Raw genomic sequence first — 13,944 nt, forward strand, 5'->3', positions numbered from 1 at the left:
CGGGTCTTTCGATGGTGGTCAGTTGTCGAAGTGACTGGTCAACTGGCGTTTGAGGACCTTGCCGCCGGCGTTGCGGGGCAACCCGTCGACCAGCCGTACCCGCGCCGGCAACTGGTAGTCGGCCAGCCGCCCGGCGAGGAAACCGCGCAGCGCGGCCAGCGTCAGCGCCGCCGGGTCGACGCCCGGCCGGGGCACCAGCACCGCGGCCACCGCCGCGCCGAGCACCGGGTGCGGCACGCCCACCACGGCCGCCTCGGAGACGCCCGGATGCTCGAACAGCGCCGCCTCGACCTCCAGGGAGGAGATCTTGAACGCTCCGGACTTGATGACGTCCTGGTGCCGGTCGGTGAGGTAGAGGTAGCCGTCGGCGTCCAGCCGGCCGACGTCGCCCATCCGCACCCAGCCGTCCCGGAAGGTGGCCCGGTTGGCCGCGTCGTCGCGGTAGTAGGCCCGGGGGTGCGGGGCCCGCAGCCACACGTCGCCGGTGACCCCGGCCGGCAGCGGGTCACCGTCCGCGTCGGCGATCATGAGCTGGCCGCCGACCGGCCGACCCACCGCGTCCCGCCGCGCCGGATCGTAGATCATCGTGGTCTGGGCCGGGGCGGCCTCGGTCGACGTGTAGTAGTTGACCACTGTGGCCTGCGGAAACGCCGCCGCCAGGCGGGACGCTACGGCCGGGGGCAGCGCCGCCGCGGTCGACCCCACCAGGTGTACGCCGGAGAGGTCCCGCCCCCGCAGCGCCCCCGAGTCGAGCAACTCGATCGCGATCGACGGCACCACGAACACCGTGCCGACCCGGCCGCCCTCGACCAGCCGGGCGAACCGCAGCGGGGTGAACCGGGGCAGGGTGAGCGCGGTCGGCTTGGCGGTGAGCGCGTTGAGCAGCATCGTCTGGCCGGCGTTGGTGCCGATCGCGAACGCGTGCAGGAACGCCTCCGAGTGGGCCAGCGCCAGCCGTCGCGGATGGCTCGGCGCGCCGACGACCAGGTTGGCGTGGCTGGCCCCGACCCCCTTCGGCCGCCCGGTGGTCCCCGAGGTGTAGAGGATCTGCGCCAGGTCGCCGCCGCGCACCGTGGGCGGCTCGACGCCCGGGTCGACGGCGGCGCGCAGCTCGGCGACCGTCCACGCCGGCAGCCCGGCCGGGACCACCGGGGCGTCACCGCCGTGCAGCACCGCGACCGCCGCGCAGTGGGTGAGCGCGTGCCCGACCTGACCGGCCGCGAGCCGGTCCGACAGCGGCACGGCCACCGCGCCGGCCCGCAGCGCCCCGGCGTACGCGACCGCGTACGACGTCCAGTCCTGCTGGCCGAAGACCAGCCCCACCCGGTCGCCGGGGCGGACCCCGCGCCGCAGCAGCGTCCCCGCCACGGCAGTCGCCGCGTCCGCCCACTCGGCGAAGGTCAGCGCGGCCACCCCGGCCACCTCGACGGCCACCCGGTCCGGGTGCAGGTCACGCCGCCAGGCGAGCAGCTCCGGCACGGTACGGGCGACCGGCGTCACCGGCCGCCGCAGCGACGTGCCGCTCATGACCGACCAGGTCCCACGCTCGCGGCGGGAACCGCCCGGGGCGCTTCCGTGCCCCCGGCGGCGGCGCGGGCCTGGCGGGCCTCGATGCCGATCAGGTCGTCCGGCGGGGCGTCGGGCACCTCGTCGTCGAACCGGGCCAGCACCCGGGTCCGCAGCGACACCAGCGCGGTCACCGCGATGCAGCCGGCGAAGATCACGTACAGCAGGGCGATGCCCCGGCCCGGCCCGACCCCGATCACCGCGCCGACGCTGCCGGCCAGCGCGCCACCGGGCAGCAGCAGCGGCTCCAGGGCCTGCGAGGCGAACGGGGCGATCACCCCCCAGCCCAGCGGCATCGTCGACCAGGCGACCATCTGGTTGAGGGCGAACACCCGGCCGTGGAACCGGGGTGGCACCTTGGTCTGGATGATCGTGTTGTAGACGCCGTTGACCACGCCCAACGCCAGGTACATCCCGAACGCGCCGGCGCCGATCACCACCAGGTTGGGGCGCAGCCCGGTGACCAGGCAGGCCGCCGCGATGCCCAGGGCGCCCAGCAGCACCGCCCGCATCCGGTTGCGCCGCGGGCCGCCCCAGACCAGCATCACCAGCCCGCCGACGGCCGCGCCCAGCCCGCCGGTCAACGCGATCCGGGCCACCTCGGCCAGGTCGGCGAAGCCCAGCACCAGCGGGGAGAGCAGGTACAGCACCGGGAACAGGAACAGGTTCAACGCGGCGAAGAAGATCAGCATGGCCCGGAACTCGCGCCGCCGTACCGAGTAGCGCAGCCCGCCGAGGATCTCCTCGCCGATGCCCTCCCGCCGGCGCAGCGCCAGCGTGCCGGGGAACCGGATGGCCAGCAACACCCCGATCGCGAACAGGTACGACGCCACGTCGATGAGCAGGATGCCCGACAGGCCGACCGCCTCCAGCAGGGCCACCGCGATCAGCGGCACCAGGAACTGGGTGATCCCGGTGGCGGTCTGCGCCAACCCGTTGGCGTGGCCGAGGTAGCGCTTCGGCACCAGTTGCGGCACGGCGGACAGGAACGCCAGCCGTTGGAACGCCAACGCCACCGACAGCCAGCCGACCAGCAGGTAGAAGTGCCACACCTGGATGCTGTCGGTGAGCACCAGCGCGGCCAGCGTGGCGTTCGCCGCCCCGGCGGCCACGCCGGCCAGCAGCAGCACCCGGCGTCGGCTGCTCCGGTCGATCAGCGCGCCGGCCAGCGGGGACACCAGCAGGCCGGGCACCAGCCCGAGCACCGCGAACAGCGCGAAGCGGGCCAGCGACCCGGTCTCCAGGTAGATCCACAGCGGGATCGCGAAGTTGGTCAGCGCGGTGCCCGTGCTGGAGACGATCTGCCCGGCGGCGACCAGGCCGAAGCGGGCCATGCTCGGCTGCGGCGTCCGTCCGGCGCGCGGACGGCGACGGCCGCCCGCCCCGCCCGGCGGCGCCGTCGGACCGCCCGCGGGCGCGCCGGGAACGGGCGTGTCCGCGGCGGGCGGCCCGAGGGCCGGCGCGACGCTCGGTGGCGTGGGGCTGCGGTCCGACACGGCGGCCAACTCCCACGCCGGATCGGGGCCGTCCGCCCCGACCGTGCCGACCACCCCGGCCGGCGCGGCGAGCCGCCGGTGCACGGTGGTGACGATCTCGGCCAGCTCCTCGGCCCGGTACTTCAGGAAGTAGTGCCCGCCCTCGTCGATCACCGCCAGCGCGGTGCGGTCGCTGAGGAAGTGCCACTCCCGGAACCGTTCCTCGTGGTAGTCGGTGCCCCGGTCCCGGTCGCCGACCACCGAGACGATCGGCGCGCGCAGCGGCGTGACGTTCTGGTGCGTCAGCGCGGTGAAGTACTCCTCGGAGACCCGGGCGTCGTGCCGCATCGCCCGGATCAGGAAGGCCGCCTCGTCGGGGTCCAGCGCGCCGATCGAGGTGCCCTGGGCCTGCAACCAGGTGCGGTAGATCCGGTCGCTGCGGATCCGCTCGGCCAGCCGCAGCCGCAGCAGCGGGCCGAGCAGCCCGCCCACCGGCCGGGCGAACGGGAACACCGCGCCCAGGTAGACGGCGTCCAGCTCCCGGCCGGCGGCCTCCAGCCGCCGGGCCACCTCGACGGCGAGCGCGCCACCGGGGCCGCAGTGCCCGTAGAGGACAAGCGGACCGTCCACCCGGGCCAGGATCTCCGCGGTCACGTCGGCGGCGACCTCGTCGATCGGCGCGGGCTCACCACCCAACCCGATGTCGTGCCCGGGCACCGCCACCGACAGCAGCCGGTATCCGGCGGGCAGGGCGTCGGCGAGCGGCTGGTACACCACCGCGCTGCCGCCGCCGTACGGGACGCAGACCAGGGTGGTGGTCCGTCCGGCGGCCGGCGCGGGCGGGGTCAGCTCGTGCAGCAGCCCGGCCGGGCCGGTCGGGCCGGTGGCGACCCGGGCGGCCAGCTCACGGACCGTGCGGTGCCGGAACAGGTCCATCACGCTGACCCGGGGCGGGGCGCCGTCCGGGCCGGCCGGCAGCTCCCGCCGGATCCGGGCCACCACCTGCGTGGCCAGCAGCGAGTGCCCGCCGAGGTCGAAGAAGTCGTCGGTGGCGCCGACCTCCGGCAGCCCCAGGACCTCCTGCCAGATCCCGGCGATCAGCGTCTCCACCGGGCCGACCGGGGCGGCCCGTTCCCCGGTCGGCGGCTCGGTGGTCGGCTCGGGCAGCGCCGCCCGGTCCACCTTGCCGTGTTCCTGCAACGGCAGCGCGTCCAGCCAGACGAACCGCTGCGGCACCATGTGCTCGGGCAGCCGGTCGGCCAGCGTACGGCGCAGCTCGGCCGGCTCGGGTACGACCGACCCGGGCGTCGCCTCCAGGTAGGCCACCAGCCGCCCGTCGCGCAGCGTCACCACCGCCTGGCGCGCCGGCGGGCAGTCCCGCAGGGCGGCCTCCACCTCGCCCAGCTCCACCCGGTAGCCCCGGATCTTCACCTGGTGGTCGGCGCGGCCGAGGAACACGAGCTCCCCGTCGGCCCGCCACCGCCCCAGGTCACCGGTGCGGTAGAGCCGCGCCCCCGGCGGCCCGTACGGGTCGGGCACGAAGCGTTCGGCGGTCAGCCCCGGCCGGTTCAGGTAGCCCCGGGCCAGTCGGTCGCCGCCCAGGTAGATCTCGCCGGGCACGCCGACCGGCGTGGGGCGCATCCGCGCGTCCAGCACGTGCGTCCGGGCGTACGGCAGGGGTCGGCCGGTCGGCACCGGGCCGGTCGACTCCGCGTCGGCGGTCACCTCGTGGGTGGCCACCCCGACGGTGGCCTCGGTCGGCCCGTAGTGGTTGAACACCCGGGTCGCCCCGGCGGCGGCCAGCGGCCGGATCCGGTCCAGGTCGGACGCCTCGCCGCCGAGGATGAGCGCGCGGGCCGGCAGCAGCTCGGCCGGCTCGGCGTCGGCGGTCAACGCCGCCAGGTGTGACGGGGTGATCTTCAGGTAGTCGATGCGGTGCGCGCGGAGCTGGTCGGCCAGCTCCGCGCCGGTGCCCCGCCGGGGCAGCAGGTGCACCGCCCCGCCGGTGGCCAACGCCAGGTAGAAGACGGTGACGGCGAAGTCGAACGCCATTGACTGGAGCAGCGCGTACCGGGCGGCCGGCGTGACCTCGAAGCGGGCGGCCACCCCGTCGAGGTAGCGCAGCACCTGCCGGTGCGCCACCGCCACCCCCTTGGGCACGCCGGTGGAGCCGGAGGTGTAGATGACGTACGCGAGGGTGTCGCCGTGCGTCGCCACGTCGGGGGCGGTGTCCGGGCCGGCGGCGACCCGGTCCCGGATGTCGTCCAGGCAGGTCGGGGCGACCGGCGTCGGGACGGTCGGGTCGGTCGGGGTGAGCCGGTCCCGCAGGTCGGCGCTGGTCAGCACCACCGCAGGCCGGGCGTCGGCGAGCATGGTGGCGAGTCGGTTCGGCGGCTGCTCCGGATCCAGCGGCAGATACGCCGCGCCGGCCCGCAGCACCCCGAGCAGCGTCACCGCAAGCTCCGTCGACTGCTCCAGCAGCACGCCGACCAGCGCGTCCGGGCCGACGCCGGCCGACCGCAGCCAGCGCGCCAGCCGGTTGGCCCGCCGGTCGAGCTCCCGGTAGGTCAGGGTGTCCGCGCCGCACACCACGGCCGGCGCGTCCGGGGTGGCGGCCACGTGCGGGGTGAGCAGGTCCGCCAGGGTGGTGGCGTCGCCGGTCACCCCCGGCGTCCCGGCCGGGGCGTCCGGGGCGTCCGGGGCGCTGAACGCGCGTACCCGGTCGTGTTCGCCCGGGTCGAGCAGGTCCAGGTCGACGATCGGCAGGTCCGGTCGGGCCACCGCCGCCCGCAGCAGGGCGGTGAGCCGGTCGGTCAGCCGGGCGGCCGTCGCCGCGTCGAACAGGTCGGTGTTGTACACGAGCATGCCGCGCAGGCGCCCCCGGCCGCCGGGCCCGCCGTCGTCGACCTCGCTGAGATAGAACGACAGGTCGAACCGCGCCGCGTCACCGTCCGCGCCGAACGTCTCGGTGGTCAGCCCGGCCGGCCACCGGCCGCCGCCGCCCCGGGCGTAGTTCTGCAGGGTGAACAGCACCTGGAACACCGGCGAGCGGCTGACGTCCCGGGTCACGTTCAGCTCCCGGACGACCCGTTCGAACGGGATCTCCTGCCGGGTCAGCGCCTTGACCACGGTGGTGCGGTTGCGGCGCAGCAGGGCCGCGAAGCTGGGCTCCCCGCCCGGCGTGTCGGCGTCGCCGCCGACCGGGGACAGGTCGGCGCGCAGCGCGAGGGTGTTGACGAACAACCCGACCAGGTTCTCCAGCTCAGGGGTCACCCGGCCGGCGACCGGGGAGCCGACGGCGAAGTCCCGCTGGCCGCTGTGCCGGAACAGCAGCGCCTGCAGGCCGGTCAGCAGCGTCATGTACAGGGTGGCCCGGTGGGCGCGGGACAGCCGGCGCAGCCCCTCGGTGAGGTCGGCGTCGACGGTGAACCGGTGGGTCGCCCCGGCGTAGGTCTGCACGGCCGGGCGGGGCCGGTCGGTGGGCAGCTCCAGCGCCGGCACCCCGGCCAGGGTCCGCGTCCACCAGACGAGGTCGGCCGCGGCGGCCGGGGTGTCGGCCCGTTGCCGCTGCCAGGCCGCGTAGTCGGCGTACGACAGGGACGGCGGCGGGGGCGGCGGCGCGCCGTCACGCAGCGTGCCGTACCGGGTGGCGATCTCGCCGAGCAGCAGGTTCAGTGACCAGCCGTCGCTGACGATGTGGTGCATCGCCAGGTGCAGCACGTGGTCGTCGTGGGCCAGCCGCAGCACCAGCGCCCGCAGCAGGGGAGCGGTGGCCAGGTCGAACGGGGTGCGGGCGGACTCGGCGACCAGGGCGCGGGCGGTCGCCTCGTCCGGCACGTCACGGACGGTGACCGGGACCCGTACCGCCGGGGCCACCTCGACCAGCGGCTCGCCGAGGTCGTTCTCGGTGAACCGCATCCGGAGGCTGTCGTGCCGGCCGGCGGCGGCGTCGACGGCGGCGGCCAGCATCCCCGGATCGAGGAGACCGGTCAGCCGAACGGTCGCGTAAACCAGATAACCGGCCGTACCGGGAGTCAGTTGTTCGGTGAACCAGATTCTCTCCTGCCCGAACGACAACGACGGAGTCGCGCCGACGGGTTCGGAAAGCGCGGTCGAGGAGGGACGGACAACCCGAGCCGGAAGGTCTACATTGGTCACTCGGATCGGCCTTCTCAGTTGGTGGCGGGCGAGGATCGCAGTCTGCCGAACGCAACCGACGCATGTAATCAACTGAACGGCGCACTGTGGAAAGCCCGAACGTTCGATCCGGAATCCGGGTGTCCGACTTACGGTCGGGAATGCGAATCGCGGATGCCGTGGTCCCGGCCGAGTGGGCCGATCAGACGCTGGTGCTGGCCGAGTTCGGTGGTGGCCGCACCGAGACCGCCCCAGTGACCTGGGCGCAGCAGGTGATGTGGCGGGCCGCCGAGCGGTCCGGGTCGAACCACCGGTTCATGAACCTGCGCCGGACGGTGCCGGTGTCGGAGCGGGTCCGCGCCGACCTGCCCAGCGTGACCAGGGCCCTCGGCCTGCTGGTCAGCCGGCACGGCGCGCTGCGCACCCGGGTCCGGTCGATCGACGGTGAGCTGCGCCAGGAGGTCGCCGCCGCCGGCCAGTTGCCGCTGCTGGTGGCGCCGGGCGAGGCGGACGGGTCGGCCGCGGCCCGGCAGGCGGCGGCGCGGCTCGCCGACGTCGCGTTCGACCACGCCGCCGAGTGGCCGCTACGCGTCGCCCTGGTCACCGTCGACGACCGGGTACGCCAGGTCGTCCTGGTCTTCAGCCACTCCGCCGTCGACGCGTACGCCGTCGACGTGGTCCTGCGGGACCTGCGGCTGATCCTGCTGCGCGGGGCGCTGCGCACCCCGCCCGGCCCCCAGTCCGCCCAGGTGGCGCGGGAGCAGCGCGGAGTGGACCAGGCGCGTTCGGCGCGCGCCGTGGAACGCTGGGTCCGCGAGTTCGCCCGGCTGCCGCATCCGCCGATGGACCAGGTCGGCCCCGGCCTCTCCCCACGGGTACGCCGGGGGACGCTGGTCTCGTCGGCCGTGGACCGGGCGGCCCGGCTGATCGCCGCCCGGCAGCGGGTCAGCGTGTCGGCGGTGCTGCTGGCCGCGACGACGGCGCTGGCCGCCGGCCGGGACTCCTCGACGGTGTGCGGGCTGTTCACCATGGCGCACAACCGGTTCCGCGCCGACTACGCCGACGCGGTGGCGAATATCGGGCAGATCGGAATGTGCGTGGTGGAGTTGACCGACCGGCCCGCTTTCGGCGAGCTGTTGCCCCGCATCTGGCGGGCCGCGCTCACCGGCTACCGGCACGCCTATTACGATCCGGCCGCGTTGCGGCGGAGTTTCCAGGACGCCGGCCACGACCCGGAGACCGCGTTTCTGCCGTACTACTACTTCAACGACGTCCGGCTCGCCGGCGGGGGCGTCGAAACGGTTCCGGTGGTCAGCGAGAAGCAGTTGCGGGCCGCGACGGCGGACAGCTCCTTCGGGTGGGTCGACGGCATCGAGCGGGCGGCCTGGCACCGGCTGACGCACGTCGTCGACGAGCCGGGAGCGGCCGGCCTCACGCTCAGCGTCGACACCCGGTTCGTGGCCGTCGACACGGTCGAGCCGTTCCTGCGTGACCTGGAGGAGCTGCTGGTCACGGCGGCTTTCCGGGAGGTGCCCTGGCCCTGGACGCCGTCGTCGACAGTGGCCGGGAGCTGACCGGTTGTAATCTGAGCCGTGCTCGTTTCCCAGCCGGTCGACGGTACGACCGAAGAGATGGCGTACGTGGACTTCCACGGTGGGCGGGCCGCGACAGGGCCGCTCACCTGGGGCCAACGCGCGATGTGGCGGGCGGTGACCGAGTTCGAGTCCACCCGGCACAGCTTGCTCAACCTGCGCCGGACGCTGCCTGTCTCGCCGCGCGCCCAGGTGCCGCCCCGCCGGGCCCTGACCGCGTTCGCCGCCCTGCTCGGCCGGCACGAGTCGCTGCGCACCCGGGTCCGGGCCGACGGCGGCGACCTGCGGCAGGTGGCGTCGGCCGCCGGGCGGCTGCCGGTGCTGGTGTGCACGGTCCCGACCGCCGACGCCGACCCGGACGGTCGGGCGGCGGCCCGGCGGCTGGTCGAGCGGCTGGGCGGTCCCCGCTTCGACCATGCCGGGGAGTGGCCGCTGCGGGCCGCCCTGGTGGTGGTCGACGGCCTCGTCCGGCAGGTCGTGGTGGTGTTCAGCCACTCCACCGTCGACTTCCACGCCACCGAGACGGTGCTGCGGGACCTGCGTCTGCTGCTGGTGCGCGGCGTCGTGCCCGGCCCGCCGGGCCTACAGTCGCTGGACGTGGCCGACCGGGAACGGCAGGCCGAGCGGCCCCGCTCGGCGCGGGCGGTGGCGTACTGGCTCCGCCAGTTCCGGTCGCTGCCGCCCGGCGCCTTCGCCGAGCCGGCCGGGCCGGCGGCCACCCCCCGGTACCGCCGGGGCGCGCTGACCTCACCGGCGGTCCACCAGGCGGCGCGGCTGCTGGCCGCCCGGCACCGGACGAGCAGCCCGACCGTGCTGCTCGCCGCCACCGCCGGCGTCCTCGGCGATCGGGCCGGCTCAACCGTCTGCGGCGTCTTCACCATGGCCAACAACCGCTTCCAGCCCGCCTACGACACCGCCGTCAGCAAGCTCAACCAGGTCGGGCTCTGCCGGATCGACGTCGGCCCGGGGCGCCCGGGCGGCGGGGTCGGGAGCTTCGCCGAGCTGCTCGCCAACGCCCGGCGGGCGTCCCTGGACGGCTACCGGCACGCCTACTACGACCCGCTCGAACTGGCCGGGGCCTTCGCCGAGCAGGGCCTCGACCACGGCACCGCGCTCGCGCCGTTCTGCTTCTTCAACGACATCCGGCTGCCGCAGGAGGTGCCCGCCACCGTCACCGAACCGGCGTCGGGGGAGCTGGAGTCGGCCCGGCAGGCCAGCGCTTTCCGGTGGCTGGAGGAGCTGGAGCGGTTCGCCTGGCGCTGCCGGATCCAGGTCGTCGACGCCCCCGGCGCGGTCGAGCTGGTCGTCACCGCCGACACCGCGTACCTGCCGTCCGACCAGGCGGAACAGCTCCTGCGGGACATCGAGCACAGGCTGGTCGAGGCGGCCCGGACCAGCCCGCGCTGACCCGTCCCGGGGACCCGGGACACCGGCACCTGGTGACCGGGACGCCCGGCCCGGTTGACTGGCGGGCATGACCGCTCACCCGGACCACATCCCGGCCCACGTCAAGAACAGCTACCCGACCTGCCCGCCGGTGCGCCGGGCCGCCCGGCCCACCCCGCTGCCGGAGACGGAGCACTTCCCGGCCCACGTCAAGAGCAACTATTCGACCTGCCACGGGCACCCCCGGGGCGTCACCCCGACCCCCGCCCCGGGGATCGGGGCATGACGTCGCCCACGCTGTCCCGGCTGGACCGTGGCTGGCGGGAGTGGCTGGTGGAGAACCTCGCCATGGGCGTGCCGGTGGCCGACGTGCGGGCCGCCGCCGTCGCCGGCTGCGGTGACGCCGACGCCGTGGACGCCGAGCTGCGGGACCTCACCGGGCATCCGTACTTCGCGGTGTGCCGCCGGCTGGCCCTGCGGTACGACTGGATGGAGTCCGTCCTGGACACCTACCGGGCGTTGCGGGCCGACGACGGGGGCCGCACGCTGGAACGCCGGTCGGACGTCACGCCGGAGGAGTTCTTCTCCCGCTACTACTTCGGCAACCGCCCGGTGGTGCTGGAGGGCCGGATGGCGGACTGGCCGGCCCTCGGCTGGACCCTCGACACGATGGCCGCGGCCTGCGGCGACGCCGAGGTGGAGGTGATGACCGGTCGGAACGCCAACCCGGACCACGCCTGGCAGTACGACAGGCACCGGACGACGATGCCGTTCCGCGACTACCTCGCGCTGCTCGGCTCCGGCGTGCGCACCAACGACTACTACATGGTGCCGCGTAACGAGAACTGGGCCGGGCCGCTGCGACCGCTCGCCGCCGACGTGCGCCCGCCCGAGCGGATCGTGGACCCGTCGGCCACCGGCCACCTGCTGCTCGGGCCGGCCGGCACGGTCACCCCGTTGCACGTGGACAACAGCTCCGTGCTGCTCTGTCAGGTGCTCGGCCGCAAACACGTCCGGCTCGTCCCGTCGTACGAGCGGCACCTGGTCTATCCACGTGGCGGCACGTTCAGCGCGGTCGACGCGGCCCGGCCGGACCTGGCGCGGCATCCCCGGTTCGCCGAGGCGACCGTGCTGGAGACCGTCCTGGAGCCGGGCCAGATGCTGCTCGTCCCGGTCGGCTGGTGGCACTGGGTGCAGGCCCTGGACGTCAGCGCCACCGTCACCTTCCACCACTTCCTCGTGGCCGGCCAGAACCACAAGATGGCCACCCCGCCGGCGGCCGGCGAACAGGACTGACCGCACGGCCGGCCCGCCACGTCCGGGCCGGCCGTGCGCCGGGGGCCGTCGGCGGCTTGAGTTCGGCGGAACCGGCGTGAGATCGTGGTACGCCGACGAGGCAGCCGCGCGGGCTGACCCCGTCCCATGGGCGACGGAGGGCCGGGTGGCCGTCCGACGGGACGGACTCGTGTGTCGAGCACCCGACCACGTCCCGCCACGAGTCCGTCACCGTCCACCGGCAGGCGCGCCCGCCGGTGGCCGGCCGCGACGGTCCTCGTCCGTTCCGAAGGAACCCGACCATGCAGAACCCGAGCGGGTACGCGTACCCGGCTCACCTCTCCCCGCCGCGCCCGACCCGCCGCCGATGGACGGCGCTCGGGGCCAGCCTGGCGCTCGCCGTCGGCGTGCTCGCCACGGTCGACGCCCCGGGCGTCCGCGCCGCCGACCCGGACCCGGTCCGGGTGACGGTGAACGCGCGGGCCGGGATGGCCACCGTGCCGGACACCGCGCTGGGCGTCAACCAGGCCATCTGGGACACCCACCTCGGCAGCGCCGAGACGTCGGACCTGCTGCGCGCGGCCGGGGTGCGGATGCTCCGCTACCCGGGCGGCTCGTACTCCGACATCTACCACTGGAAGACGCACACCGCCCCCGGCGGGTACGTCGCCCCGAACACCGACTTCGACACCTTCATGGCCGGGGCGCGGCGGGTCGGCGCGCAGCCGATGATCGTCGCCAACTACGGCACCGGCACCCCCGCCGAAGCCGCCGAGTGGGTGCGCTACGCCAACGTGACCAAGGAGTACGGCGCGAAGTACTGGACGGTCGGCAACGAGAACTACGGCAACGGGCACTACGGGTCCGGCTGGGAGGCCGACGAGCACCCCGACAAGAGCGCCACCTACTACGCGAACCTGGTGGTCGACTACGCCGAGGCGATGAAGGCCGTCGACCCGACGATCAAGGTCGGCGCGGTGCTGACCATGCCGGGGAACTGGCCGGACGGGATCACCGCCGGCGCGGACCCGGGGCCGTGGAACCGGACCGTGCTCGGCATCGCCGGACCGAAGATCGACTTCGTGGACGTGCACTGGTACCCGGGCGGCGGCGCCGCCCAGTCCCTGGAGCGCATCGCCCACGTCGACGACGCCGTGCACCTGCTGCGGCAGCAGATCACCCGGTACGCCGGGCCGGACCCCGACCGGATCGGCATCAGCCTCACCGAGCTGAACGTGGAGGAGGGCCGCACCACCCAGCCGGGCGCGCTCTTCCTCGTCGACGCCTACAGCCGGCTGCTGGCCAACGGCGTGTTCACCATCCAGTGGTGGAACGTCCACAACGGCATCGGCACGGTGTCCACGGTGGCCGGCCACACCGACTACGGCGACTACGGGCTGCTGTCCAGCGGCACCTGCACGGCCGACGGGTCGGTCTGCCAGCCGCCGCTGAACACCCCGTTTGGGCCGTACCACGGGCTGACCATGATGAGCCGCTTCGCCCAGCCCGGCGACCGGTTCGTCCGGGCCGCCGCCGACGAGCCGCTGGTCTCGGCGCACGCGGTACGCCGCCCCGACGGGGCCCTCGCGGTGCTGCTGGTCAACAAGGACCCGGCGAACGCCCGCCCGGTGGCCATCGACTACGCCGGGTTCACCCCGTCGGCCGCCGCGCCGACCGCGCACGTGCACACCAACGGGGCCACCGCCGTCACCACCAGCCAGGGCGGCAGCGCCACCAGCCGGACCCTGCCGCCGTACTCGTCGACCACGCTGGTGCTGCGCCCCGCCGACGCGGAGACCGGCCGGCCCGGCGCGCCCGGCCAGCCCACCGCCGCCGACGTCACCGACCGGACCGCCACCGTCTCCTGGCCGGCGGCCACGCCGGGCGCGGCGCCGATCGCCAAGTACGAGGTGCACCGGCAGAACGGGGCGGTCAGCGAGCAGCTCGGCGAGACGGCCGGCACCTCGTTCACCGCCGGCAACCTCGTCCCGGGTCGCCGGTACACGGTCAACGTGCTGGCCCGGGACACCGCCGGTCGGGTCTCCTGGTCCTCGCCGCCGCTGACCTTCACCACCGGCAGCCCGACGGAGAGCTCCTGCGCCGTCCGGTTCACCACCGACGGCGACTGGGGCAACGGCTACATCGGCGGCGTCGAGATCGTCAACACCGGGTCCGCCCCGGTCGACGGCTGGACGCTCACCTGGACCTGGCCCACCACGTGGCAGCAGGTCAGCAGCGGGTGGAACGCCACCTGGGAGCAGACCGGCACGGCGGTCCGGGTCACCGCCACCGCCGACAACCGCCGGCTCGCCCCGGACGGCGGGAGCACGAGCGCCGGCTTCGTCGGCGCGTACAGCGGCCCGAACGTGCTGCCCACAGTGTTCCGGCTCAACGGCGCGCTCTGCGCCACCCGGTGACCGTCGGGGCGGGACTGGCCCGACCGGCCGGTCCCGCCCCGGCCGGCCCGTGGGTAGACTCCGCGTCGCGGTTGGATGACCATGTGTCGGTGCCCG

The 13,944-nt window shown here is 74.9% G+C and carries 7 protein-coding genes; 5 read left to right on the forward strand and 2 right to left on the reverse strand.

Annotated elements, in window-relative coordinates; translation table 11 throughout:
* Positions 1–18 precede the first annotated feature (18 nt).
* Both O7606_RS03995 and O7606_RS04000 read right to left on the reverse strand, forming a co-directional pair.
* Complete coding sequence (locus O7606_RS03995) at positions 19–1,527, reverse strand: AMP-binding protein (RefSeq protein ID WP_281597641.1); 1,509 nt, start codon at positions 1,525–1,527, stop codon at positions 19–21.
* On the reverse strand, positions 1,524–7,199 hold the full coding sequence (locus tag O7606_RS04000) for a non-ribosomal peptide synthetase/MFS transporter (RefSeq protein WP_281597642.1): 5,676 nt from the start codon (positions 7,197–7,199) through the stop codon (positions 1,524–1,526). The genes O7606_RS03995 and O7606_RS04000 overlap by 4 nt, the downstream gene beginning before the upstream one ends.
* A 140-nt stretch (positions 7,200–7,339) precedes the next feature.
* Between O7606_RS04000 and O7606_RS04005 the strand changes: the two genes are divergently transcribed.
* The 5 genes from O7606_RS04005 (at position 7,340) to O7606_RS04025 (ending at position 13,848) form a co-directional block, all read left to right on the forward strand.
* A complete protein-coding gene (locus O7606_RS04005; RefSeq protein WP_281597643.1) occupies positions 7,340–8,752 on the forward strand; it encodes a condensation domain-containing protein in 1,413 nt (470 codons plus the stop codon).
* 18 nt (positions 8,753–8,770) lie between these two features.
* Positions 8,771–10,177 carry a condensation domain-containing protein gene (locus O7606_RS04010; RefSeq protein WP_281597644.1) on the forward strand — a complete coding sequence of 469 codons (1,407 nt, stop codon included), beginning with the start codon at positions 8,771–8,773 and terminating at the stop codon, positions 10,175–10,177.
* Positions 10,178–10,244: 67 nt separating this feature from the next.
* Complete coding sequence (locus tag O7606_RS04015; RefSeq protein ID WP_281597645.1) at positions 10,245–10,442, forward strand: hypothetical protein; 198 nt, start codon at positions 10,245–10,247, stop codon at positions 10,440–10,442.
* Positions 10,439–11,452, forward strand: coding sequence for a cupin-like domain-containing protein (locus O7606_RS04020; protein WP_281597647.1), 1,014 nt, complete (start codon positions 10,439–10,441; stop codon positions 11,450–11,452). The genes O7606_RS04015 and O7606_RS04020 overlap by 4 nt, the downstream gene beginning before the upstream one ends.
* Positions 11,453–11,733: 281 nt before the next feature.
* Positions 11,734–13,848, forward strand: a complete 2,115-nt coding sequence (locus O7606_RS04025) for a cellulose binding domain-containing protein (protein ID WP_281597648.1) — start codon at positions 11,734–11,736, stop codon at positions 13,846–13,848.
* Positions 13,849–13,944: the final 96 nt, after the last annotated feature.

Source organism: Micromonospora sp. WMMD882 (genome assembly GCF_027497255.1).
Classification (GTDB): domain Bacteria; phylum Actinomycetota; class Actinomycetes; order Mycobacteriales; family Micromonosporaceae; genus Micromonospora.